Raw genomic sequence first — 24,004 nt, forward strand, 5'->3', positions numbered from 1 at the left:
GCCCTCAGTGGGTCAGCGACTCCGTGTGCTGTGGCATATGGCCTGCCACCAGGCGCTCCCTGCCGGGGACTGCCCTGCGGCGGTCGACCGTTGCCGCCACTGCCGCTACCGCAAGGCCCAGGACGGCCAGGGCCGCTCCTGCCAGGGCGGGGGACGTTGTTCCGAAGCCTGCCGACAGGGCCAGGCCGCCTATCCAGGCGCCGCCGGCGTTGGCGAGGTTGAAGGCCGCCTGGTTGGCGGAGGAGGCGAGGGAGGGGGCCGTCGCGGCCTTCTCCATGACCATCAGCTGGAGGGGGGAGCCGGTGATGAAGGCTGCCGCGCCCAGGAGGACCACCGCGAGGGCCGCGCTCCACTGGGTGTGCATGAGGATCGGGAACAGGGCCAGGACCGTGACCAGGGAGGCCAGGCCCGCGAACAGGGTGCCGCGCATCGCGTGGTCGGCGAGGCGGCCGCCCGCGAGGTTGCCGATCGTCGCGCCGACGCCGAAGAGGGCGAGCAGGACGGTGACGCTGCCCGGCGCGTAACCGGCCGCGTCCGTGAGCATCGGCGTGATGTAGCTGTACGCCGAGAACAGAGCGCCGAACCCGGCGATCGTGGTGCCGAGCGCCAGCCAGACCGGGACCGAGCGCAGGGCCGCCAACTCGCCGCGCAGCGAGGCGGGGGTGGCGTGGTCGTGGTCCCGGGGGATGAGGAACGCCAGGGCCGTTATCGCCACCAGGCCGATCGCGCTCACGGCGAGGAACGTCGCGCGCCAGCCCAGGTGTTGGCCCATGAGCGTGGCGACGGGGACGCCCGCGACGTTGGCGATGGTCAGGCCGAGGAACATCAGGGAGACCGAACGGGCCTTGCGCTCCGGTGCCACCAGGCCCGTCGCGACGACCGCGCCGACGCCGAAGAACGCGCCGTGCGGCAGGCCGCTCAGGAAGCGGGCGGCGAGCAGGGTGTGCTCGTCGGGGGCGAACGCGGAGAGCGCGTTGCCGACCACGAAGAGGACCATCAGGGCGATGAGGACCCTGCGGCGGGACAGCTTCGCGGTGACGGCGGCCAGCAGCGGGGCTCCGATGACGACGCCGAGCGCGTAGGCCGAGACCAGGTGCCCGGCGGTCGGGATGGAGATGTGCAGGTCGTCGGCGACGTCGGGCAGCAGGCCCATCATCACGAATTCGGTGGTGCCGATGCCGAAGGCGCCCACGGCGAGGGCAAGCAGGGCCAGGGGCATGGAAATGCCTGTGCCTTTCTGAGCGAGGGGTGTTCCGTCCACTGTAAGTTCATGGACGGAACAAACTCTCCCAGGCCCAGTATTCCAACGGGTTACGAGCCAGTGTCGAGCTTCACACGGGCGGCCACCGGGAGGTGGTCGCTGCCGGTGCGGGGCAGCGTCCAGGAGGTGACCGGGGTCACGCCCTGGACCATGATCTGGTCGATCCGCGCCATCGGGAACGACGCCGGCCAGCTGAACCCGAACCCGTTGCCCGCCGCGCCCTGCGTGGAGCGCAGCTGGGAGGTGACGCCCTTCAACGAGCGGTCGTTCATGGTGCCGTTGAGGTCGCCGAGGAGGATCTTGCGGGGCAGTTTCTCGTGGGCGATGGCCTCGCCGAGCGCGTCGGCACTGGTGTCCCGCTGACGGGCGGTGAACCCGGCCGCCAGCTTGACGCGCACCGAGGGGAGGTGGGCGACGTAGACGGCGACGGCACCCTCCGGGGTCGCCACGGTGGCCCGCATCGCGCGCGTCCAGCCCAGTTTGATGTTGACCGATTTCACACCGGTCAACGGGTACTTGCTCCACAGTCCGACGGTCCCCTGCACCGAGTGGTACGGATACGTCGACGCGAGCACCGACTCGTACACCGGCACCGCGGGGCTGGCCAGCTCCTCCAGGGCGACCACGTCCGCGCCGGAGCCGGCCACGTCACGGGCGGTGCCGGACGGGTCGGGGTTGTCGGCGTTGACGTTGTGGGTGGCCACCGTGAGGTCGTCGCCGCCGGTGCCGGTCGTCTTGTCGAAGAGGAGGCCGCCGAAGAGGTTCAGCCAGACCGCGGCGGGCAGCACGACGGCGATCAGCGCCGTCGCCGACTTGCGGATCAGCGCCAGCAGGAGCAACGCCGGGACGGCGAGCCCCAGCCAGGGCAGGAACGTCTCGATGAGGCTGCCCAGGTTGCCGACCGTGTTCGGGATCTGCGCGTGCAGCAGCATCACCAGCGCGACGAGGACCGCGAGAACGGCGACGACCCGGCCGCGTCGCCAGATTCTCGGCTCGCGCCACCAGCCGGACACCGCGCCGGCCGCCAGGCGTCGGAACCGGTTCCCCCGGTGCTCGGGTCCCGAGCCTCCGTTGTCCGTGTCCGTCACGTACGCCTGTTGTGCCATACCGTCGCCTCACTGCCTGCCGTGCACGCCGTCCGTCCCCGCGTCTCAAGACCCTAGGGGATGATCGGGCCCGTTCCGCCGTCCCGCGACGGCCGTACGCGCAGAGGACGACCGGACGGGTGCCCAGAGTTCCTGCCCGGGGCGGTGAAAGCGCGCTCTGTGACGCAACGCGCATCCGGGGGCGCGCGCGGAAGGCTTACGCGCCGGGCGAACTGACGGGGCGTAGACCGGCCAGCAGGGTGTCGACGATGGTCTCGGACAGGCCCTCGGGCAGGTCGGCGTCAAGGCGCATGACGGTGCGCAGCAGCATCGGGCCGATGAAACAGTCGTCGAGGAGGTCGATGTCGAGATCGGCGCGGAGTTCGCCGTCGGCCTGGCCGCGGCGCAGCACCTCCCGGGTGATGCGGCGCCGGGGCTCGACCACCGTGCCGTGGTAGGCCTTCCAGACCTTCGGGCTGCTCTTCATCTGCGCGAACACGTTGTGCAGGAGGGTCGAGGAGCGGGCCAGCAGGGCGCGCTGGCGCAGCTGTTCGAGGAGGGCGACGAGGTCGTCGCGCATCGAGGTGCCGGGCAGCTCCGGGTCGGGGGGCTCGGCCTGCCGGATCACGTCGACGAAGAGTTCCTCCTTGCCGGGCCAGCGGCGGTAGATGGTGGCCTTGCCGACGCCGGCGGTGCGGGCGATGCGTTCGATGGAGAGTTCGGCGAGGGGGACGCCGTCGTCGAGGAGTTTGATGACGCCCTCGACGATGGCCCGCTCGACGGCCTCGCTGCGGGGGCGGCCGCGCGCGGGCTGCTCGGGAGCGGAGGGCTCGGGAGCCGGGGGCTCGGGAGCGGGTGCGCTGTGGGCACGGCTCACTGACGTGCGTCCCTTCCTCGGCTCCTCGACTCCTCGGTCTGGAGTGATTGTCCCCCGGCCCGGGTGCCCCCCGCTCCCGACATGGGCGTTATTCCGCCGCGACGACCAACTCCCGTTCCTCCTCGCCCTGTTCGGGTGCGGCCGGGCGGCCCGGCAGGAAGAGGGCGACGACGACCACGCCGACGGCCGCGACGCCCGCGCCCCAGAGGGCGGTGACGTGCATCGCGTGCAGGAAGGCGTCGTTGGCCGGGGTGACCAGGGCCGCGCCCCGGGGGCCGAGCTTCTCGGCGACGCCGAGGGTGGCCTCGATGGACTCCCCCGCCGTGCCGCGCAGGCCGGCCGGGAGGGCGCCGAGGCTGCCCTCGATGCCGTCGCGGTAGGACGCGGAGAGCACCGAGCCGAGCACGGCGATGCCGAGAGCGCCGCCGACCTGGCGGAAGGTGTTGCTCAGCGCGGACGCGGAGCCCGCCTTCTCGCGCGGCAGGGCCTGCATGATGACGACGGAGGTCGGCGTCATGATGTGCGCCATACCGGTGCCCATCAGGAAGAACACCACCTCAAGGACCCAGATCGGGGTGTCCGCCCGGAACGTCGCGAACGCGGCGAGCATCGCGGTGACCAGCGCCATCCCGGCCGTGGTGGTGGCCCGGTAGCCGAACCGGTCGACGACCAGCCGGGCGCGCGGCGCGAAGATCAGCTGCGCGAGCGCCAGCGGCAGCATCAGCGCCCCGGACTCCAGCGGCGAGTAGCCGCGCACGCTCTGGGTGTAGAAGACCGAGAAGAACGTCACTCCCATCAGCGCGAAGAAGACCAGCGCGACGGCGGCGATCGCGGCCGAGAACACCTTGTTCCTGAAGTACGTGACGTCCAGGGACGGGTGGTCGCTGCGCTTCTCGTGGATCACGAAGCCGGCGAGGACGACGATGCCGGCGATGACCGGCGCCAGCACGCTCACGCTGGTGAAGTCGGCGAGTTCGCCGCCCTTGATGATGCCGTAGACCAGCAGGACCAGGCCGACGACGGACAGGACGACGCCGACCGGGTCGATGCGTCCTGGGCGGGGGTCGCGGGAGTCGGGAACCAGCCAGATCATCAGCGCGATCGCGAGGACCACGATCGGCACGTTGATCAGGAAGACCGAGCCCCACCAGAAGTGGTCGAGCAGGACGCCGCCGGTGATCGGGCCGATGGCGATGGCAAGGCCGACGCCGCCCGCCCAGATGCCGATCGCCTTGGGCTGCTCGTCGCGCTCGAAGACGTTCATGAGGACGGCGAGGGTGGCCGGCATGACGCACGCGGCGCCCAGGCCCATCACCGCGCGGAACGCGATGAGCTGGGCCGGGGTGCCGGACTCGGCGGCGAGCGCGGAGCCGATGCCGAACGCGACGAGGCCGCCGAGCAGCACCTTCTTGCGGCCGAGCCGGTCACCGAGGAGCCCGGCGCTGAACAGCAGGCCCGCGAAGACGAGGGTGTAGGCGTTGATCGCCCACTCCAGCTGGCTCTGGGTGGCGCCGATGCCGGTGGGCGCGGGGGTGGAGATCGTCTTGACGGCGACGTTCAGGATCGAGTTGTCGAGCACCACGATGAGCAGGCTCAGCATCAGCACGCCGAGGATCGCCCAGCGGCGCCGGTGCACCGCCTCGGGTATCCGGGCGCCGTGGCTGGCCCGGTCGGCAGGAGTAGTCATGGGGGCGACTCTAGAAGCAATTTCGATACGGGACCGTCTCGTATCGGAATTCTTTACGGAGATCTTAGGAACGGACCTAGGTCGGGGGGCGTAGGCCCCGGGGTGACCCAGCTCCCCCGGTGCCGGTCTTGGCCGCGTGCGGCGCGAGTGCCACCATGGAGGTGATCCGGAGACGCCGACAGGGCGCTTCGAGATGACTGAAGGAGCCGTTGCCATGACGCAGCTCTCGGCTGCCCAGAAGAAGCCGTCCGACGGCGTGCAGACGCTGTACGGAGGGACGGGCACCCGCCGTGTCACTGTCCGCGACATTGCCCTCGCCAAGGAACGCGGCGAACGCTGGCCCATGCTCACCGCCTACGACGCGATGACCGCGTCCGTCTTCGACGAGAGCGGCGTACCCGTCCTGCTCGTCGGCGACTCGGCGGGCAACTGTCACCTCGGGTACGAGACGACCGTGCCCGTCACCCTCGACGAGATGACGATGATGTCGGCGGCCGTGGTGCGCGGCACCCGGCGCGCCCTGATCGTCGCCGACCTCCCCTTCGGCTCCTACCAGGAGGGGCCCGTGCAGGCGCTGCGCTCGGCCACCCGGCTGGTCAAGGAGGCCGGGGTCGGGGCGGTCAAGCTGGAGGGCGGCGAGCGGTCGCACCGGCAGATCGAGCTGCTCGTCGAGTCCGGGATTCCGGTGATGGCGCACATCGGGCTCACCCCGCAGTCCGTGAACGCCATGGGGTACCGGGTGCAGGGGCGCGGCGAGGAGGCGGCTCAGCAGCTGCTGCGGGACGCCAAGGCCGTGCAGGACGCCGGGGCGTTCGCGGTGGTGCTGGAACTGGTGCCGGCGGAGTTGGCGGCGGAGGTGACGCGGACGTTGCACATCCCGACGGTCGGGATCGGGGCGGGGGTGTCGACCGACGCCCAAGTCCTCGTGTGGACCGACATGATGGGGCTGACGCCGGGGCGGGTGCCCAAGTTCGTCAAGAAGTACGCCTCGTTGCGGGATGTGATGGGGGAGGCGGTGCGGGCGTTCGCCGGTGAGGTGAGCGAGGGCGTGTTCCCCGCGGAGGAGAACTCCGTTCACTGAGCCGCTGTGGCAGCAGCCCGGGCCCGCTGGACTTCCCCGTCCGGCGGGCCCCGGCGTTTCCCGGCCCCGCACGCCCACGTCTCAGGGGCTGCGCCCCCGAAGGGCCTGTCGGGACGCTGTCGGTGGTTTGTCGGTGGGGGGTGGGAGGGTCTGGGGCATGACGATGAATGACGACACGACCGGCGGCGGGAGCGCTGTCACCGTGCGGGGGCTGGTCAAGCATTACGGCGAGACCAAGGCGCTGGACGGTGTCGACCTGGACGTACGTGAGGGCACCGTGATGGGGGTGCTCGGGCCCAACGGGGCCGGTAAGACGACGTTGGTGCGGATTCTGTCCACGTTGATCACGCCGGACAGCGGCGCGGCGAACGTGGCCGGGTACGACGTGGTGCGCCAGCCCCGGCAGTTGCGCCGGGTGATAGGGCTGACCGGGCAGTACGCCTCGGTGGACGAGAAGCTGCCCGGCTGGGAGAACCTCTACATGATCGGGCGGCTGCTCGACCTGCCCCGCAAGGTCGCCCGGGCCCGCGCCGACGAGCTGTTGGAGCGGTTCTCGCTGACCGACGCGGCGAAGCGGCCGGCCGCCACCTACTCGGGCGGGATGCGGCGCCGCCTCGACCTCGCCGCCTCGATGATCGGGCGCCCCCAGGTGCTGTTCCTCGACGAACCCACCACCGGGCTCGACCCGCGGACCCGCAACGAGGTGTGGGACGAGGTCAAGGCGATGGTCGGCGACGGGGTCACCGTGCTGCTGACCACGCAGTACATGGAGGAGGCCGAGCAGTTGGCGGCCGAGCTGACCGTCGTGGACCGGGGGAAGGTCATCGCCAGTGGGGGCATCGACGCGTTGAAGGCCAAGGTCGGGGGGCGGATGCTTCGGGTGCGGCCCGTTGATCCGGGGCAACTCCAGCCGCTCGCCGCCCACTTGGACGAGCTGGGGCTCAGCGGGCTCGCCCGTGCGACCGTGGACGCGGAGAGCGGCAGCTGCCTGGTGCCGATCCTCAGCGACGAGCAACTGACCACCGTGGTCGGCGCGGTGAGCGCGCGCGGCATCACGATCAGCGCCATCACCACCGAACTCCCCAGCCTGGACGAGGTGTTCCTGTCGCTCACCGGGCACCGGGCCAGCGCCCCGCAGGACACCGTGCCCGCCGAGACCCGCGAGGAGGTCGCCGTATGAGCGCCGCCACCACCCTGACCGCCGCCCCGGGCGGCGACGACGCCCGTATCCCGTTGCGCGGGCATCTGCGGCACACCGGCGCGCTGATCCGCCGCAACCTGCTGTGGATTCGGCAGGACCCCGAGTCGATGTTCGACGCGCTGCTGATGCCGATCGTCTTCACGCTGCTGTTCGTGTACGTCTTCGGCGGCTCGATCGGGCAGGCGCTGGGCGGCGGGCAGGACGGCTATGTGCAGTACGTGATCCCGGGCATGATCGCGATGATGAGCATGTCGCTGTCGCAGGGCGTCGGCACCGGGTTCAGCCAGGACTTCAACACCGGGGTGATGGACCGTTTCCGGTCGCTGCCGATCGGGCGCGGCTCGGTGCTGTTCGCGAAGATCACGGTGGAGGTGGCGCGGATGCTGTTCGCGACCACCGTGCTGATGATCGTGGCCGTGCTGGTCGGGTTCGACATCAAGAGCTGGACCGGGCTGTTCGCGGCGGTCGGTCTGTCCGCGGTGTTCGCGTCGTCGATCATGTGGGTGTTCCTCACCCTGGGCGTGGTCCTGAAGAACGCGCAGTCCGTGCAGGCGATGGGCTTCCTGGTGCTGTTCCCGCTCCAGTTCGGGTCGTCGATCTTCGCGCCGACGCAGTCGATGCCGGGCTGGCTCCAGCACTTCACCGACTACAACCCGCTCTCCACGCTCGCGGACGCGGCGCGCGGTCTGATGGTGGGCGGTCCGGTCGCGCACGACCTGTGGGTCACGCTGGGCTGGTCGGTGGCGATCACGGCGGTGATGGCGCCGGTCGCGATCCACAAGTTCCGTACCAAGAGCTGACGTTCGGCTCAGACCAGGGCGGCGGCGTCCTCTGCGGAGAGGCCGCCGCCCTCGGCGTACGCGGCCGTGTACGCGGACTCCCCGAGGGCGGCGCGGACCCGGCGCACCGTCTCCTCGCGCACCCGGCGCTCCAGGCCGTTGCGGGCGTGTCCGGAGGGCATCAGGGCGTCGGCGGCGCCGAGGCAGCGTGCCGCGTCCCGGGCCCGGGTGCCGCCGTCGACCACGGAGAGCGGGGCGGCGGCGATGGTCAGGCAGTAGGAGCCCAGGTGGGGGGAGATGACCTCGGAGAGCCTGTTGCCGGTCATGCCCAGCGCGCTCCGGCACTTGTCCAGGGCCGCTTCCCAGCGTTCGTCCGCGACGTCCAGGCAGGCTTCGGTGCCGAGGATGAACGCGTCGAACACCATGAAGTGCGCGATCTTGAACTGCTCGCGCAGCAGCCGCAGTTGATCGCGTCCGGCGGGGACCCGGTCGGTCATCGCGAACCAGGCGGCCAGCGCGAGGCGGGCGGCGGGCATCGCCTCGTTGCCCGAACCGTCCTTGCGGCCGAGCACGTCGAGCAGCAGCCGTTCGCCCCGCTCGGCCTGTCCGGTCTCCAGGAGCATGTTGCCGAGCCGGGTCTCCAGGATCGCCAACTGGGCCCGCGCGCCCAGGGCTTCGGCGTGTTCCATGGCGGCCTCGTAGTCGGTGGCGGCCCGCGCCCACGCGCCCTTGCGCTCATGGGCCTCGCCGCGCGCCGAGAGCGCCTCGGCGACGCCCCAGCGGTCCCCGAGGCGCCGGTACAGTTCCAGCGCCTCGTCGGCGTCCCGGGTGGCGTCGCTCGCCCACTCGGCGCGGTTGGCGAAGATGTTGGCGCGGGTCTGGAGGGAGGACGCCAACTCCCATTCGAATCCCGGGGTTTCGCGGCAGGTGCGGACGGTGGCGTCGCTGACCTCGCGCAGCCGGGCGAGATCCTGGGTGAGCATGACGGCGAAGAACCACAGCGAACCCGGACTGCGGCAGGTCTGCGGCATGCCGGGCTCGTAGGCGGCGGCGATCACCCGCATCCTCGCCTCGGCCGCCGGGCTCTGCCAGGACTCCAACTCGGTGTCCATACAGGCGAGATGGACGAGATGCAGGCCGCGTCTGGCCTCCGCGAGGACCTCGCCGGTCCAGGGCGGGGCGGTGTCCGTGCAGCGCTCCCAGAGGGGCTGCGGCGGCGCGACCGGCTCGGCGAACGGGTCGGGGCCCAGGTCCTGGATCTCCCGGGACCAGTTGCGGGCCTCGATCCGCAGGTCCCGCATGTGCCAGTACCAGGCCAGCGACAGCACCAGACAGACGGCGTCCTGCTCGGCGGCTCCGGCCACCGCGTACCGCAGCGCCGTGCGCAGGTTCTCGTACTCCCGCTCCAGCACCCGGACGGCGCCGAGTTGGCCGGGGCCGCGCAGCAACGGGTCGGTGGTGCGGGCCAGTTCGCGGTAGTACGTCAGGTGGGCGCGCTCCGCCCCGGCGCGCAGACCGGCCTCGTCGAGGCGTTCGCCCGCGTACTCGGCGACGGTCTCCAGGAGCCGGTAGCGCATCGCCCCGTCGTCCGAAGGGGCTGCCACCACAAGGGACTTGTCGACGAGGCTGCCGAGCGCCTCCAGGGCGGCGGGTCCGCAGACGGCCTCGGCGGCGGGCAGGTCGCAGCCGCCCGCGAACACCGACAGACCGCAGAGCACGTCCCGTTCACCGGCGTCGAGCAGGTCCCAGGACCAGTCGACGACCGCGCGCAGCGTCTGCTGGCGGGGCAGCACGGTGCGGCTGCCGGAGGTGAGGAGGCGGAACCGGTCGTCCAGGCGGTCGGCGATCTGGCGCGGGGTGAGCATCCGCAGCCGGGCGGCGGCCAGTTCGATGGCGAGGGGCAGTCCGTCGAGGCGGCGGCAGATCTCCGCGCAGGCCCGCGCGGTCTCGGCGTCGGCGTCCACGCGGAAGTCGGGGCGGGCGGCGGCGCCCCGCTCGGCGAGCAGCTTCAGCGCGACCGGCTCGGGCAGCGGCTCCACCGGGCGCAGCAACTCCCCCGGCACGCCCAGGGGTTCGCGGCTGGTGGCGAGGATCGTCAACTCCGGGCAGCGTTCGAGGAGTTCCTCGACGAGCCGGGCGGCGGCGTCGACGACGTGCTCGCAGTTGTCGAGGATGAGCAGCATGCGGCGCCGGGCGCAGTGTTCGGCGAGCCGCTCGACGGGTTCGTCGTGCCGTTCGCCACCGGCCCGCAGCGCCTCGGCGCCCGCGCCGTACAGCACGGTCTCGCGGGCGCCGACGGCGGTGAGCACGGCCTCGGGCACGGCGGCCGGGTCGTCGACGGGGGCCAGTTCCGCGAGCCACACGCCGTCCCGGGCGCTGTGCCGGACGGTCTCGGCGGCCTCCTGCGACAGCCGGGTCTTGCCCGCGCCGCCGGGGCCGAGGAGCGTGACCAGGCGGGCCGTCGTGAGGTCGCCGCGGATCGCCTCGATGTCGGACTCCCGCCCGACGAACGAGGTGAGCCGGGCCCGCAGATTGCCCGCCGCCGGTGCCGGTGCGCTCGGCCGGGCCACCGGGGCCGCCTCCGTGCTGAGCAACTCCGCGTGCAGCGCGCGCAGTTCGGGCCCCGGGTCGGAGCCGAGCCGGTCGGCGAGGAGGCGGCGGACGTCCTCGTAGGCGGCCAGTGCCTGCGCGGTGCGGCCCGCGTCGCGCAGGGCCCGTAGCCGCAGCGCCTGGAGCGGTTCGTCGAGCGGGTGGGTGTCGCACAGGGCGGTCAGCTCGGGCAGCGCCTGTTCGGCGTGGCCCAGGGCGAGGGCGGCGGTGTGCCGGGTGCGCAGGGCGTCCAGGTGCCGGGTGTCGCAGCGGGCGGCCTCGGCGGTGCGGTCGGGCAGGTCGGCGAGGGCGGGGCCGCGCCACAGGGCGAGGGCGTCGTCGAGGATGCCGGCCGCCTTGGCGGGGTCGCCGTCGGCCAGCGCGTGCGCGCCCTCGCCGGTCAGCCGCTCGAAACGGTGCAGGTCGACGTCGTCCGGGCCCGCCGCGAGCCGGTAGCCGCCGGCCGCCGACTCGACGGCGTCCGCGCCGAGGGCCCTGCGCAACCGTCCGACCAGCGCCTGTACGGCGGCCGGGGCGTCGGCGGGCGGGTCGCCGTCCCACACCTCCTCGACCAGCAGCCCGACCGGCACGGTGCGTCCGGCCCGCAGCGCGAGCACGGTCAGCAGGGCGCGCAGCCGTGCCCCGCCGACCTGGACGGGGGTGCCGTCGGGGCGGAGTGCCTGAGTCGTGCCGAGGATGCGATAGCGCACGGGGTCCATTCTCTCCGGTACCGAGGGAAACGGGGGCGGGGGGGCAGGGGGGACGGGGGTCGGGGGCTGAGGAGGGGCTCGGGGCTCGGCGGGCTGAGGAGGGGCTCGGGGCTCGGCGGGTATTACGGGTACTACGGGCGTGCCGGGTACTACGGGTCGTACGGGCCCCCGGCGCAGACCTCCCAGGTACTACGGGTACTACAGGCCTGCCGAGTACTACGGGTCGTACGGGCCCCGCGGCGCAGGCCCGACGAGCACTACGGGTACTACGGGCCCCCGGCCCAGATCCACCCCCGATACTGCGGGTCGGACGGGCCCGGCAGCCCCACATCGCCCACCTCGCCTCGCCCCACCCCACCTCGCCCCACCCCGCATCGCCGGCCGGCCGCGCTGCCGTTCCCCCCCAGCCTCCAGGAACTGGACGGTGGTCGCGAGACGTTTTCCCCGTGTGCCCGGTACGGTCGGGCATCCCACCGTGCGCACGAGCAGCAGGGAGCCCCATGACCACCGCCACCACCCGCCCCAGCGATCGACGGGTCAGTCCCGTGTTCGTCGGCATCATGGCCGTCACGGCGGTCACCGGCTGGGCCACCTGGACCGGGTTCGCCGAGCAGCCGGGGCTCGCGGTGTTCCTGTTCGTGACGGCGGCCTGGATCGTCTCCCTGTGTCTGCACGAGTACGCGCACGCGCGCACCGCCCTGCACAGCGGTGACATCTCGGTCGGCTCGAAGGGCTACCTCACGCTGAACCCGCTCAAGTACACACACGCGCTGCTGAGCATCGTGCTGCCGGTGGTGTTCGTGATCATGGGCGGGATCGGGCTGCCCGGCGGTGCCGTGTTCATCGAGCGGGGCCGGATCAGGGGGCGCTGGCGGCACAGTCTGATCTCGGCGGCGGGCCCGCTCACGAACGTCCTGTTCGCGATCGTCTGCACGGCGCCGTTCTGGCTGGACGCGCTGGACGGCGTTCCGGCGGACTTCCGGTTCGCGCTGGCGTTCCTCGCGCTGCTCCAGGTCACGGCGGCGATCCTGAACTTCCTGCCGGTTCCGGGTCTGGACGGTTACGGGGTGCTGGAGCCGTGGCTGTCGTACGGGGTGAAGCGGCAGGTGGAGCCGTTCGCGCCGTTCGGGCTGCTGTTCGTGTTCGCGCTGCTGTGGGTGCCGTCGGTGAACACGGTGTTCTTCGGCTTCGTCGACACGATCCTGAACGGCCTGGGGATTCACGAGCTGGACAGCTACTGCGGTCAGTCGTTGTACCGGTTCTGGCAGGGGACGAACGAGTTCTGTCAGGTCAGTTCGTGACGGACCCGCGGAGCTTCTCCCGCTTGACGTAGTACCAGCACATGTTGCTGGTCAGGCCCCCGAGCAGGACCCACACGACGCCCATCGGCCAGCTGCCCCGGACGAACGAGACGGCCGCGGCGGCCACGGCGAGCACGCACAGGACGAGGGCGTAGAGGGCGAGGCGGGGCATGGCGTTCGGCTCCTGTCGGGGGACACTGCTGGCGCCCACCAGTGTCCCCCATCCGCTCACACGTCGGTGACGCGGAGCCCGGCGTGCGCCTTGTAGCGGCGGTTGACGGAGATCAGGTTCGCGACCAGCGACTCCACCTGGTGGGCGTTGCGCAGCCGGCCCGCGAAGACGCCCCGCATGCCGGCGATCCGTCCGGCCAGCGCCTGCACGATCTCGACGTCGGCGCGCTCCTCGCCGAGGACCATGACGTCGGTGTCGATCTCCTCGATCTCCGGGTCCTGGAGCAGCACGGCCGACAGGTGGTGGAAGGCGGCGGCGACCCGGGATTCGGGCAGCAGGGCGGCGGCCTGTTCGGCGGCGCTGCCCTCCTCGGGCTTGAGGGCGTAGGCGCCCTTCTTGTCGAAACCGAGCGGGTTGACGCAGTCGACGACGAGCTTGCCGACCAGTTCCTCGCGCAGGGATTCGAGGGTCTTGGCGTGGCCGTCCCAGGGCACGGCGACGATCACGATGTCGCTGCGCCGGGCGGTCTCGGCGTTGTCGGCGCCCTCGATCCCGTGGCCCAGTTCCCCAGCGGCGGCCTGGGCGCGGTCGGCGGCGCGGGAGCCGATGATCACCTGCTGTCCGGCCCGGGCGAGGCGGTAGGCGAGGCCCTTGCCCTGCGGCCCGGTCCCGCCGAGCACGCCGACGACGAGTCCGGAGACGTCGGGCAGGTCCCAGGGGTCCTTGGCGGGGGCCTTGGCCGGGGCCTTCGCGGGGGTGTGCGCACTGTCGGTAGAGGTCATGGGCCGACTTTACGTCCGGGTCCGCCGGGTGCGCCGTCCAGGTGGGCGGCGGCGGGCGCCGACGGTGTCACCGGCACGGGGGAATCGGGGGCGAACGCCGGTGCGGGGAGGGTGGGTTGGGGCAGGATGCGCGGACATGGACGCTGTACGGGTCGCGTTGTTGCGTGAAGTGCTCGCCGGGACCGAGTGGTTGGGGGCCACCCGGAGGTTCGCGGGGGCGCTGCGGGGGTCGGTGGTGTCGCACGGGGGCGGGCTGCTGCTGGTGGGCACGCCCGCGTACGAGCCATGGCATCTGGCGGCGCACCTGGTCGACGAGGCCGCCTGGTCCGGAACGCCGCAACTGGCGCCGACGCTGGTACGGCACGGGGCGCGCTCGGGTGACCCCGCTCATCTGGCCGTGGGGCTCGGGCGGCTGGCGGCGGCGCGGCGCGGGGAGACGCTCCTCGTGGTGTCGGCGGGCGGGCCGGGGGCGCCCCTGCTGGAGCGGGTGCACGATGCCCGGCGGGCCGGGGCGACGGTGCTGACGCTGGGCCCCGGCGAGGCCCCGGGCGACCCCGGCGACGGCGACCTCGCCGCGATGGCCCACGAGGCGCTGGCCGTGCCCGACGGCGGCGAACTCGACCTGGACACCGTGCAGCACCTGGTGAGCGCGGCGGCCGGTGAGCATCCGTTGCCCGCGCCGCGCGGCCGACGTGGGGTCCGGGACCGCCTCTCCCGCCTCGCCGACCAGCTGACGTCCCCACCCCCGGCACGCTGGTAACGGCGCCGCGTTCTGGGCGAGTTGGCGGGCCAACGGCTGTCCCGGCGGCCTCGTGCCGGGTCGCTCGGTCGGGCCCGGCGCCGGCCGGGTCGCTGGTGGTGAGCCTGACCAGCGGCTGGACGGCACGGGCCGATCGGCACGGGCGGATCGGCACGGGCGGATGGTGGTGCCGGCTGACTCGCCCCTGGCCCTGGCCCTGACCCTGGCCCTGACCTGGCCCGATTCGAGCTGATCCGGTCTTGGGGCGGTCAGGGTGGGGCGGGGTCAGTCGTTGCCGTTCTCATCCTTTTGGGCGTCGTGCCACTTGGGGTCGGTCTCCCATTCCAGGTTGCGTTCCTGGGCGGTCGCCATCGCGTGCCGCGCCTCCTCCGGGGTGGCGTACGGGCCGAACCGGTCCATGGCCGGGCACTCGGGACCCTCCTCGACCTTCTGGTGTTTGAGGCAGTAGAACCACTCCCCCGGTTTGCCGACGGTCCGCTTCTTGAACAACGCCATGACCTGCTCCTCTCGCCACCCACATGTTCCCCCGAGCGCGCTGGTTAGACTCGCTGGCATGTCTGGCCAGTCGCTGCTCGTACCAGGGGAGCTCTCTCCCACCCGTTCCGTGCCCGGAAACATCCGTCGCCCCGAGTACGTCGGCAAGCCCGCGCCGACCCCGTACACCGGGCCGGAGGTGCAGACCCCGGAGACGGTCGAGGCGATGCGGGTCGCCGGGCGGATCGCCGCGCGGGCGATGGCCGAGGCGGCCAGGGCGATCGCGCCGGGTGTCACCACGGACGCGTTGGACAAGGTGGCGCACGAGTACATGTGCGACCACGGCGCCTACCCCTCGACGCTCGGCTACCGGGGCTTCCCCAAGTCGCTGTGCACCTCCCTCAACGAGGTGATCTGCCACGGCATCCCCGACTCGACGGTGTTGCGCGACGGCGACATCATCAACCTCGACGTCACCGCGTACATCGGCGGCGTGCACGGCGACAACAACGCGACGTACCTGGTCGGCGATGTCGACGAGGAGAGCCGGCTGCTCGTGGAGCGGACCCGGGAGTGCCTCGACCGTGCCATCAAGGCAGTCCGGCCGGGACGTCAGATCAACGTCATCGGGCGGGTCATCGAGTCCTACGCCAGGCGGTTCGGGTACGGCGTGGTCCGGGACTTCACCGGGCACGGGATCAACTCCTCGTTCCACTCCGGGCTGATCGTCCCGCACTACGACAGCCCGCACGCGACGACGGTCATGCAGCCGGGGATGACGTTCACCATCGAACCGATGCTGACGCTGGGGACGATCGACTACGACTGGTGGGACGACGGCTGGACGGTCGTCACGAAGGACCGGCTGCGCACGGCCCAGTTCGAGCACACGCTCGTCGTCACGGACTCCGGCGTGGAGATCCTGACCCTCCCCTGAGCCCCCCGGTCGCGGCGTCCAGGACCCGCCCCCTGATGGAGGCGGGTCTTTTCTTGTACGCTTTTACCGACAGGACGTCGGCAAAAGCCTTGACTTAGGTAAGGCTTACCTTAGAGGATGCGGTTCATGGAGTCCTTCTCGACAGTCATCCGTACCGCGTCCCACCAGCAGCACGTGGAGGCGGAGACCTCGACGTTCATGAGCGATCTGCTCGGCGGCCGGCTCGGCGTCGACGCGTACGCGCGCTACACCGAGCAACTGTGGTTCGTGTACGAGGCGCTGGAGGCCGGGGCCGAGCGGCTGGCGTCCGATCCGGTGGCAGGCCCGTCCATCCGGCCCGAGCTGTTCAGGCGCGGGGCGCTGGAGCGGGACCTCGCGCATCTGCGGGGCGCCGGATGGCAGGACGCGGTGTCCGCGCTGCCTGCCACGCGGGCGTACGCGGAGCGGGTGCGGGAGTGCGCCGAGCAGTGGCCCGCCGGATACATAGCGCACCACTACACGCGCTACCTCGGTGACCTCTCCGGCGGCCAGATCATCCGGGACAAGGCCGAGAAGACCTGGGGGTTCGCCAAGAAGGGCGACGGGGTCCGGTTCTACGTGTTCGAGGGCATCGACAACCCGGCGGCCTTCAAGCGCGGCTACCGGGAACTGCTGGACGGCGTCCTCGCGGACGATCTGGAGAAGCAGCGCATCGTCGCGGAGTGCAAGCGCGCGTTCTCCTTGAACACCGGGGTCTTCGCGGCCCTGGGCGAGGAGTTCAGGCTCTCCGCCTGAGAGGCGACGCGCACGCGGGGGTGCGGGGCGCTCAACCGGCCCCGCACCCCCGCGTCTTGCTGCGCCCGCCGGAGCAACTCCGGCCGCCCGCACCGCCGTTGGACGCCCTCTTCGGCCGGGTGGTCGTTCCGTCAGGGCTTGTGGCGGGAGTCCTCGCGGTACTCCTGGGCGTGGGCGCGGACGGCGGGCGGCAGGTCTCCGGCGGCGAGGTCGGCGAGGGTGACGTGTTCGAGGACCCGGCGCAGGCTGGTGCGCACCGCCCGCCACACATCGGGCAGCACCTCGGCCGCGCCGGGGTAACTCAGCCCCGTCAGCGGCAGATCGCGCACGCTGACCAACGGGCCCTCGACGGCGCGCAGGACGTCGGCGAGGGTGATCTCGGCTGCGGGGCGGGCGAGTTCGTAGCCGCCGTCGCGGCCCCGGACGCTGACGACGAGCCGGTGGTGGCGCAGTTCGCGCAGGATCAGCAGCAGGAACCGGACGGGGATGTCCTGGGCCTCCGAGAGCTGTTCCGCCGACACGGTGGCGCCCTCGACGCGAGCGAGTTCCGCCATGGCACGCAGCGCGTAGTCCGCCTTCGCCGTAATCCGCATGGCCAGAACTCTCCCACATCGGAACGGCGTTGCCCCCGCCCCGTCACCACGGGGCAACCCCTACTCACAGGGGAGTAGGGGTTGCCCCGTACCCCCTGGCCCCGCTTCAATACTTCAGCAAATCGATTAACTTAAAAGCGATTTCGCGGAGGATGGCATGCGAAGCTCACAGCTCAGCGGCCGATGTACGCCGCAACTCCCGGCCCACGCCCCGCACACGGTGGCGATCGTCGGAGCGGGCGCCGCCGGAACCCTGGTCTCCGTCCGGCTGTGCGAGGGCGCCGTCCGCTCCCGCACCGCGCTGACGGTCGTGCTGATCGACCCGGCGCCCACCCCCGGCGCCCTCACCCCCTTCGCCACCCAGGACCCCCGGCATCTGCTGAACGTCCCTGCGGGCAAGATGAGTTGTGACCCCGACGACCCGTCCGGCTTTGTGCGCTGGACGGCCCAGCACTCCCCCGCGCCGGCCGGTGCGGGGGAGTTCGTGCCTCGGGGCTGGTTCGGCGCCTACCTCGCCGACACCCACGCCCGGCAGGTCGAACGCGCCCGGGGCGTGGTCACCGTGCGCCGGGTGCGGGCGACGGCGACCGGGTGCCGCCGGTCGGGCGAGACGGCGTTGCTGACCCTGTCGGACGGCTCGGTGCTGCGGGCCGACAGCGTGGTCGTCGCCACCGGCCCCGGGCGCCCCGGCACCGGCTGGACGCCGGACGCGCTGCGGGAGTCGGCGCGGTTCGTGGCGGACCCCTGGCTGCCGGGCGCGCTGGACGGCGCGCGGGCCGGGGACGGTGACGTCCTGCTGGTGGGGACCGGTCTGACGGCGGTCGACGCGGCCCTCGTCCTGGAACGCGCCGGGCGCCGCGTGCACGCCGTCTCGCCGAGCGGGCGGCTCCCCCAGACGCACGCCGTCCGGGCGCTGCCGCCGGTCGCACCCGCCGTGCCGCCGAACGGACTCGGCCTGCCGGAGCTGCGCCGGGCGGTCCTCGCGCATCTGCGGACCACGGCCCGCACGCACGGTGACTGGCGCCCGGGACTTGACGGGCTGCGGTCGCTGACCGCGCCGATGTGGCAGGGCCTGTCGGCCGCCGAACGCAAGGAGTTCCTGGTCAGGGACGTGTCCTGGTGGAACACCCACCGGCACCGGATGCCCCCGCAGAGCGCCGAGGCGGTGGCCCGGCTGCGCCGGTCGGGGCGGCTGCGGGTGCGCGCCGGGCGCCCGGTCGCCGTCCGGGAGAACGACGGTCTCCTCGACGTCACCCTCGCCGACGGCGGCCGCCTGAGCGTGAGGTGGGTCGTGAACTGCACCGGCCCCGGCGGCGACGACCCGTTCTTCGGCGCCCTGCACCGGGCCGGTCTCGCCGACCCGAACCCGCTGGGCCTGGGCTGGTCGACGGCGTCGGACGGCAGGCTGCGCGGCACGGACGGCGCCGCGTCAGACCTGCTGTGGACGCTGGGCACGCACCGGCGGGGCGAGTTGTGGGAGAGCACGGCACTGCCGGAGATCCGGGAGCAGGCGTCCGTGGTCGCCGGGGCGGTCCTGGACCGGGCCGGGCGCGGGCGCGGGCGGGTCGGGCGGCGGCGCCCGTGCGACCGGGCGGGGCTGCCGGTGAGCGCCTCCGCGGAGGCGGCGGCCTCCTACCGGCGCGGGCTCGACGCGCTGATGAAGGTCCGCGCGGGCGCCGACCGGGCGTTTAAGCGGGCCGCCGACCTCGACCCCGGGTTCGCGCTGGCGCACGCGGCGCTGGCGCTGCTCGGCCACGAGGGCGGCGCGGACGTCTCCGTGCCGGACGCGCTGGCGCGGGCCAGGCAAGCGGTGCGCGAGCGCGGCGACGAACGGGAACGGGCGCTGGTCGAGGTGATCGGCCGCCGGATCACCGGGCCCGCAGGGGACGGGGACGCGGCGCTGCTGCGGCACCTCGACGACCATCCGCGTGACATCCTCGCGCTGAGCGCGGCCGTGCCGACCATCGCGTTCTCCGGCGTCACGGATCTGCGCCAGGAGGCGACGGCGCTGGTCGAGCGGACCACCGACGCCCACGAGGGGCACTGGTTCCACACCTCGCTGCTCGCCTTCGTCCGGCAGGAACAGGGCGACTTCCACACGGCCGGGGAACTCGCGCTGCGCTCCCTCGCCGACGAACCGACGGCGGGCAACGCGGCCCACGCCCTGGCCCACGTCCACTACGAGACCGGCGCGCACGGCGAGGGCCGGCGCTGGCTGGACGGCTGGATCGCCCGGCAGGGCAAGGGCACCCTGCACCGCGCCCACTTCTCCTGGCACGCGGCCCTGCACGAACTGGCGTTGCACGACGCGACGGCGGTACAGCGGCGCTGGACGGCCCAGTTGGCGCCGTCGCGGGTGCGCGGCACCCGGGCGCTGGTCGACTCGGCGTCGCTGCTGTGGCGGGCGTGGCTGGCGGAGTGCTGGCCGGGCCCGGTCCCGATCGACGGCGTCCTCGCGGCGGTGACGACGGCGGCGGTGGAACGCCCGGTGACGCCGTTCGGCGGGCTGCACGGAGCGGTGGCGCTGGCCGCCGCCGGGGACCTCTCGGCGCTGGGGCGGCTGCGGCAGTACGCGGCGGGCCATGGCGACGCGGTGTTCCGTGAGGTGGTCGCGCCGCTGTGCGGGGCGCTGACGCTGGTCGTCGAGGAGCAGTGGGTGCCGGCGGCGGCGGAGTTGCGCGCGGTGCTGCCGGGGCTGCCCCGGGTGGGTGGCAGCGCGGCCCAGCGGGAGGTGGTCGAGGAGACCCTGCTGTACGCGCTGGTGCGGGCCGGGCGCGGGGCGGCGGCGGGGCGGCTGCTGACGGAACGGCTGGACCGGCGCCCGTCCCCTCTGGACCGACACCGACTGGACTGCACGGTGAGCGGAACCGGGCGTTCCGTCATGACACCGGCCGAGGACCACCCGGTACCGGTGGGCTCGGGCGTGCCGGTGGCTTCGGGCGTGCCGGTGGGCTCGGGCGTGCCGGTGGCTTCGGGGCAGGGGGCGGCGGGATAGCCACGGTGGGGTCCCTCCGGCCCCGCCCCTGGGGAATCTCCCCTACCTCTCCAGGTGGACCCTGCCGCCGACCTCCACCCAGCCCCCCGGCTGCGGCGCCGTCAGCAGTTGGGAGCCCGCGCCCTGCGTGATGTTGAGGGCGCGGCCCAGCTGGTCCGTGAGGAGGATCGCCGCCGCGCCCGTCGCCTCGTCCTCGTCGATGCCGTCATCGCGGCCGGGAAAGGCACGGGCGCGGATACGCCCCGCGGCCTCGTCCTCCCAGGACCACGCGTAGATCCACTCGCCCGGCGGCGGCACCTCCAGGGCGTCCACCTCGCCCGGCGTCGGGTATTGGCGCAGGGTCCGGGGCGGCGCCCACTCCGCGCGGGCCTCGATCCAGCTGAACTCCCCGTCGAGGCGGGCGCCGACCACCCCGGCCGGGGTGACCAGTTCGGGGACGTCGAGGAGCCAGGCGGTGCCGACGCAGGGGTGACCGGCGAAGGGGAGGCGCAGGGTGGGCGTGTAGATGTCGATGACGCCGCGCTCGGGGTCGTCCACGAACACCGTTTCGCTGAAGCCGAGTTTGGCGGCGAGTTCCTGCCGGTCGGCGCGGTCCGGGAGGTGGGAGCCCTCACGGATGACGCCCAACTCGTTGCCGTATCCGCCCTTCGGGCCGCAGAAGACACGCAGTACGTCGTAGTCGGTCACGCGGAAATTTAAGCATCCTGGAGGGAACGCGGGAGGGCGGGAACGGGGTGCGCGCTCGCCCGCCCGCCCCGCTCACCGCCCTTCCCGCTCACCGCCCTTCCCGCTCACCGCTACTCCACCGGGCGCCTGCGGCGGACCGCGAGGACCACGCCCGCGCCCGCCGCGATCGTCACCGCGGCGGCCGTACCGAGGGCGGCGACCGGGATGTCGGAGCCGGTCGCGGCGAGCCCGCCGGTGACGCCGCCCGTGGTCGAGCCGGTGCCGCCGGACACCGAGCCGCCCCCGGTCGTGCCGGAGACCTCGCCGGAACCGCCGGAACTCCCCGACCCGGTACCGCCCGTCGAGCCGTCACCGGACGGCAGTTCCGCGTCCGCGCTCAGCGCCACCGACAGGTCGACCGGGTCGAGTGCGGTACCGGCCTGGTAGTAGCCGCTGAACGCCTTGGCCCCGGCCTCGGTGAGGGTCGCCGTGACGTCGTCAACGGTGATCACGTCGTCCTTCGCGGTCAACTCCCCGGAGTCCGACTTGAGTTCGGCGAGGACCACGTCCTGCGTCGTCGTGCCGAGGCTCGTCACGTCCGCGCTGAGCTGACCCGAGCCGTCGGCGAGCTTCACATGGAGGTCGCTGAGGGTCAGGTCGAGGGCGTAACTGCCGTTCGTCTCATGGCCCTTGAAGTTCACGGCGCCCTCGAAGGCGGCCGAGAGGCTGTCGGGACCCTTGTCGCCCCTGTCGTAGGAACCGGTCGCGTTGACGAAGGTGAACGCCCCGTTGCCCGTGGCCTGCGTCGCGCCGCCGGACGCGGTGATCTTCCCGTTGGCCACCCCGCCGACCACATAGCTGCGGAAGGATTCCTTGACGCCCCAGCCGAGCCGCCCGTTCACGACCTCGCCCTCGGCGGCGGGTTCGGTCGCCGTCGCCGACGGGCTCGCGCTCGAACTCGCGCTGGGAGAGGGGCTGTTCGGGGTCGGTGAGGTCTCCGGGGCGGTCGGGGTCGGCGACGGCGAGGTGTCCCCGGTGGGCGACGGCGTCGAGGTCGGCGCCGGTGAGGTCGACGCCGTCGGCCGGACGACGGTCAGGGGGTCGCCGGCCGCGTTCTCGTAACCGGCGCTGCCGAAGACGTCCGCGGCCTGCTTGGTGAGGGTGGTCGCCATCTCCTTCATGCTCTGGGTGACGGTGACCGTGGCGAGCGGCACGTCGTCCGTGGTCGTGCCGTCCTTGGTCACATCGGCGGTGATCTCGGCGTCCTTGCTGTCGAACTTCACGTCCGACAGGGTGATGTCGAAGCCGTGCAGTTTCGACTGGATCGTCAGGCCGCCCTGGAAGGCGAGGTCCACGGTGTGGCCCGTCGCGTCGTAGGTGCCCGCGCCCTCGACGAAGGTGAACGCCCCGTTGTCGGCCGCCTGCGTCGCCCCGGCCGACGGCGTGAAGGTTCCCATGGCGAAACCGGTCACATAGGTGCGGTACGACTGCTTGATGCCCCACGTCAACTCGTAGCCGCTGAGCGGCACTTCAGCCGCCGAGGCGGTCGTCGCCCCGGCCGTGGCCAGCACGGTGGCCCCGAGCACGGCGGCGGTCGCGACGGCGGCGGCGAGCGCGACGGAACGCCGCCGTCTGCCGGCGAGGACGGCCGAGGTGGCCGAGGTGGCTGGGGTGTCAGGTGTCGCCGGGTTGGCTCGCATGACGGGGTTCTCCTTGGGAGTGGCCCACCCGACGAGGGGCGGGTGCAGTGAAGTGCGGGGGGTGCGGTCAGGCTTGCGGGGGCTCGGGGGCGGTGCCCTTGTCCGGGGAGCCGCCGTCGGGGGTGGCCTCCACCGCGACCCGTGTCCGGCGGGCCCTGATGGCCAGGTACGCCGCTCCCGCCAGCAGCAGCGCTCCCGCCGCCAGGCTCACCGGCAGGGTCGGGAAGGCGTCCTCGCTCGACGTGCCGGAGACCGGCTCGGGTGAGGCCTCGGTGGTCGACGTAGCAGACGGGGAGGGGGAGTTGGTGGGGGTCGGCGTGGCGCCCAGGTCGGGGAGGGGCGGCAGCTTCGCGTCGTCGGTGAGGGCGACGGCGAGGGAGACCGGGTCCATCGCGGTGCCGGGCTGGTACATGGCGCCGAACGCCTTCGCGCCCTCGGCCGTCAACGTGGCCGGTGCTTCGGTGAGTTGGGCGAGACCGTCGGCCGACTTCAGGCTCTTGGCCTCGAAGGTGACCAGCGCGACCTTCTTACCGGTGAAGTCGGCGCCGGTCACGTCCGCGGAGAGCGTGCCCTTCCCGTCCTCGACGGCCACCCGCACCCCGCTGAACCGCAGATCCAGCCCGTGGGCGCCGGTGAACGCGACGGCTCCCGCGAACGCCGCCTTCAACTCGCCCTTCTCGTAGGTGCCTTCGCCCTTCGGGAAGCGGAAGAGGGCGCCGCCGTCCTGGGCGCCGTCGGACAGGGTCCACTCGCCCTGGGCGATGTCGCCGGTGACGTACTCGCGGAAGGTGCGGCGCACACCCCAGTCGACGGCGCCGTCCTTCACCTCGTCGCCCGACGTCTCCCTCTTCTCCGGCTTCTTCTCCGGCGACGTGGAGGCCTTCGGGGTGCTGGTCGGCGTCGGGGTGGAGGCGGCGGCCCGGACGTCGGCCGTGAGGCTCACCGGGTCCAGGGCGGTTCCGGCGGTGTAGTAACCGGCGAAAGAGGCGGCGCCCTGGGAGGTGAGGGTGGCGGGGAGGTTGGTGAGGACGACCTCGTTGCCGTCGCCGTGCATGTCGATGGAGCCCAGGGACAGGGCGGCGAAGGGGACCTGGCTGGACGTGGTGACCTTGCCGGTGTCCTTCGCCTTGCTGACGATGTCCACGGACAGCGTGCCCGTGGAGCCGGAGATGCTCACCGTGGGGCGGCTGATGGTGAGGTCGAGCTGGTAGACACCGGCGTCGGTGCGGTGCCCGAGGAAGTGCACGCCGCCCGAGAAGCCCGCCCGGAACGACCCCGCCGCACCGTCGTAGCTGCCGCTCGCCGAGTGGAACCGGAATCCGGCGCTGCCGACCGTGGCCGCGCCGCCGGTGAGGGAGTAACTCCCCTTGGCTATCGGCCCGGTGACATAGGACTGGAACGACGATTTGATGCCCCAGTCGAGCCGGCCGCCCTGCACGGTGCGGCTCGCGGCGTGCGCCGTGGACACAGGGAGCAGGGCGCCCAGGACGGCCGCGCAGAGCACGGTCACCAGGGCACGTAGACGCGCGGGCATGGGGAGTCCTCCGGATACGACAGCCGGTAGCGAGCAAAGGTAAGGC

General features: G+C 72.7%; 20 protein-coding genes. 8 read left to right on the top strand and 12 right to left on the bottom strand.

Annotation, left to right across the window (positions count from 1 at the left end; genetic code table 11):
- Nucleotides 1–4 precede the first annotated feature (4 nt).
- The 4 genes from ACIQOU_RS25430 to ACIQOU_RS25445 all read right to left on the bottom strand — a co-directional run bounded on the left by ACIQOU_RS25430 (nucleotide 5) and on the right by ACIQOU_RS25445 (nucleotide 4,910).
- Nucleotides 5–1,219 (bottom strand): MFS transporter, encoded by a 1,215-nt coding sequence (locus ACIQOU_RS25430; RefSeq protein ID WP_401539284.1) that lies wholly within the window; start codon nucleotides 1,217–1,219, stop codon nucleotides 5–7.
- Between the two features lie 92 nt (nucleotides 1,220–1,311).
- Complete coding sequence (locus ACIQOU_RS25435; protein ID WP_401539286.1) at nucleotides 1,312–2,367, bottom strand: endonuclease/exonuclease/phosphatase family protein; 1,056 nt, start codon at nucleotides 2,365–2,367, stop codon at nucleotides 1,312–1,314.
- Between the two features lie 196 nt (nucleotides 2,368–2,563).
- Nucleotides 2,564–3,223, bottom strand: coding sequence for a TetR/AcrR family transcriptional regulator (locus ACIQOU_RS25440; protein WP_401539288.1), 660 nt, complete (start codon nucleotides 3,221–3,223; stop codon nucleotides 2,564–2,566).
- Nucleotides 3,224–3,311: 88 nt separating this feature from the next.
- The gene (locus tag ACIQOU_RS25445; RefSeq protein ID WP_401539289.1) at nucleotides 3,312–4,910 is read right to left on the bottom strand and encodes an MFS transporter; all 1,599 of its coding nucleotides are present in this window, start codon (nucleotides 4,908–4,910) and stop codon (nucleotides 3,312–3,314) included.
- A gap of 214 nt (nucleotides 4,911–5,124) precedes the next feature.
- Here ACIQOU_RS25445 and panB point away from each other — a divergent pair, with 214 nt between their 5' ends.
- The 3 genes from panB to ACIQOU_RS25460 all read left to right on the top strand — a co-directional run bounded on the left by panB (nucleotide 5,125) and on the right by ACIQOU_RS25460 (nucleotide 7,992).
- Nucleotides 5,125–5,991, top strand: coding sequence for a 3-methyl-2-oxobutanoate hydroxymethyltransferase (panB, locus tag ACIQOU_RS25450; RefSeq protein WP_401539290.1), 867 nt, complete (start codon nucleotides 5,125–5,127; stop codon nucleotides 5,989–5,991).
- Nucleotides 5,992–6,148: 157 nt separating this feature from the next.
- The gene (locus ACIQOU_RS25455; RefSeq protein ID WP_401539292.1) at nucleotides 6,149–7,171 is read left to right on the top strand and encodes an ATP-binding cassette domain-containing protein; all 1,023 of its coding nucleotides are present in this window, start codon (nucleotides 6,149–6,151) and stop codon (nucleotides 7,169–7,171) included.
- Nucleotides 7,168–7,992, top strand: coding sequence for an ABC transporter permease (locus ACIQOU_RS25460; protein WP_401539294.1), 825 nt, complete (start codon nucleotides 7,168–7,170; stop codon nucleotides 7,990–7,992). The genes ACIQOU_RS25455 and ACIQOU_RS25460 overlap by 4 nt, the downstream gene beginning before the upstream one ends.
- Before the next feature lie 8 nt (nucleotides 7,993–8,000).
- On the opposite strand, the gene ACIQOU_RS25465 is transcribed toward ACIQOU_RS25460, so the two are convergent.
- Nucleotides 8,001–11,279: a BTAD domain-containing putative transcriptional regulator gene (locus ACIQOU_RS25465; protein WP_401539295.1), complete on the bottom strand. Its 3,279-nt coding sequence runs from the start codon at nucleotides 11,277–11,279 to the stop codon at nucleotides 8,001–8,003.
- Between the two features lie 491 nt (nucleotides 11,280–11,770).
- On the opposite strand from ACIQOU_RS25465, the gene ACIQOU_RS25470 reads away from it, so the two are divergent.
- Nucleotides 11,771–12,571, top strand: a complete 801-nt coding sequence (locus ACIQOU_RS25470; protein ID WP_401539297.1) for a site-2 protease family protein — start codon at nucleotides 11,771–11,773, stop codon at nucleotides 12,569–12,571.
- Here ACIQOU_RS25470 and ACIQOU_RS25475 read toward each other — a convergent pair.
- Both ACIQOU_RS25475 and npdG read right to left on the bottom strand, forming a co-directional pair.
- Nucleotides 12,561–12,743: a hypothetical protein gene (locus ACIQOU_RS25475; RefSeq protein ID WP_401539299.1), complete on the bottom strand. Its 183-nt coding sequence runs from the start codon at nucleotides 12,741–12,743 to the stop codon at nucleotides 12,561–12,563. The genes ACIQOU_RS25470 and ACIQOU_RS25475 overlap by 11 nt on opposite strands.
- A 56-nt stretch (nucleotides 12,744–12,799) precedes the next feature.
- The gene (gene npdG, locus ACIQOU_RS25480; protein ID WP_401539300.1) at nucleotides 12,800–13,525 is read right to left on the bottom strand and encodes an NADPH-dependent F420 reductase; all 726 of its coding nucleotides are present in this window, start codon (nucleotides 13,523–13,525) and stop codon (nucleotides 12,800–12,802) included.
- Nucleotides 13,526–13,661: 136 nt separating this feature from the next.
- Between npdG and ACIQOU_RS25485 the strand changes: the two genes are divergently transcribed.
- A complete protein-coding gene (locus tag ACIQOU_RS25485; protein WP_401539302.1) occupies nucleotides 13,662–14,285 on the top strand; it encodes a hypothetical protein in 624 nt (207 codons plus the stop codon).
- Between the two features lie 264 nt (nucleotides 14,286–14,549).
- Here ACIQOU_RS25485 and ACIQOU_RS25490 read toward each other — a convergent pair whose 3' ends face one another.
- Nucleotides 14,550–14,780 carry a hypothetical protein gene (locus ACIQOU_RS25490; protein WP_401539304.1) on the bottom strand — a complete coding sequence of 77 codons (231 nt, stop codon included), beginning with the start codon at nucleotides 14,778–14,780 and terminating at the stop codon, nucleotides 14,550–14,552.
- A gap of 58 nt (nucleotides 14,781–14,838) precedes the next feature.
- Between ACIQOU_RS25490 and map the strand changes: the two genes are divergently transcribed.
- Together map and ACIQOU_RS25500 are read left to right on the top strand one after the other, a co-directional pair.
- On the top strand, nucleotides 14,839–15,696 hold the full coding sequence (map, locus tag ACIQOU_RS25495) for a type I methionyl aminopeptidase (RefSeq protein ID WP_401539306.1): 858 nt from the start codon (nucleotides 14,839–14,841) through the stop codon (nucleotides 15,694–15,696).
- Between the two features lie 126 nt (nucleotides 15,697–15,822).
- Complete coding sequence (locus tag ACIQOU_RS25500; protein ID WP_401539307.1) at nucleotides 15,823–16,470, top strand: heme oxygenase (biliverdin-producing); 648 nt, start codon at nucleotides 15,823–15,825, stop codon at nucleotides 16,468–16,470.
- 131 nt (nucleotides 16,471–16,601) lie between these two features.
- Here the strand turns inward: ACIQOU_RS25500 and ACIQOU_RS25505 are convergent, their stop codons facing one another.
- On the bottom strand, nucleotides 16,602–17,063 hold the full coding sequence (locus ACIQOU_RS25505; protein WP_401539309.1) for an RrF2 family transcriptional regulator: 462 nt from the start codon (nucleotides 17,061–17,063) through the stop codon (nucleotides 16,602–16,604).
- A 157-nt stretch (nucleotides 17,064–17,220) separates the two neighbouring features.
- Between ACIQOU_RS25505 and ACIQOU_RS25510 the strand changes: the two genes are divergently transcribed.
- On the top strand, nucleotides 17,221–20,058 hold the full coding sequence (locus ACIQOU_RS25510) for an FAD/NAD(P)-binding protein (RefSeq protein ID WP_401539310.1): 2,838 nt from the start codon (nucleotides 17,221–17,223) through the stop codon (nucleotides 20,056–20,058).
- 42 nt (nucleotides 20,059–20,100) lie between these two features.
- Here ACIQOU_RS25510 and ACIQOU_RS25515 read toward each other — a convergent pair whose 3' ends face one another.
- From ACIQOU_RS25515 to ACIQOU_RS25525, 3 genes are all read right to left on the bottom strand, one after another.
- Nucleotides 20,101–20,745 carry a PhzF family phenazine biosynthesis protein gene (locus ACIQOU_RS25515; protein ID WP_401539311.1) on the bottom strand — a complete coding sequence of 215 codons (645 nt, stop codon included), beginning with the start codon at nucleotides 20,743–20,745 and terminating at the stop codon, nucleotides 20,101–20,103.
- 110 nt (nucleotides 20,746–20,855) lie between these two features.
- Nucleotides 20,856–22,424: an HtaA domain-containing protein gene (locus ACIQOU_RS25520; protein ID WP_401539313.1), complete on the bottom strand. Its 1,569-nt coding sequence runs from the start codon at nucleotides 22,422–22,424 to the stop codon at nucleotides 20,856–20,858.
- A gap of 67 nt (nucleotides 22,425–22,491) precedes the next feature.
- A complete protein-coding gene (locus ACIQOU_RS25525; protein WP_401539315.1) occupies nucleotides 22,492–23,958 on the bottom strand; it encodes an HtaA domain-containing protein in 1,467 nt (488 codons plus the stop codon).
- Nucleotides 23,959–24,004: the final 46 nt, after the last annotated feature.

It is taken from the genome of Streptomyces sp. NPDC091279, from assembly GCF_044757465.1.
GTDB lineage: Bacteria > Actinomycetota > Actinomycetes > Streptomycetales > Streptomycetaceae > Streptomyces.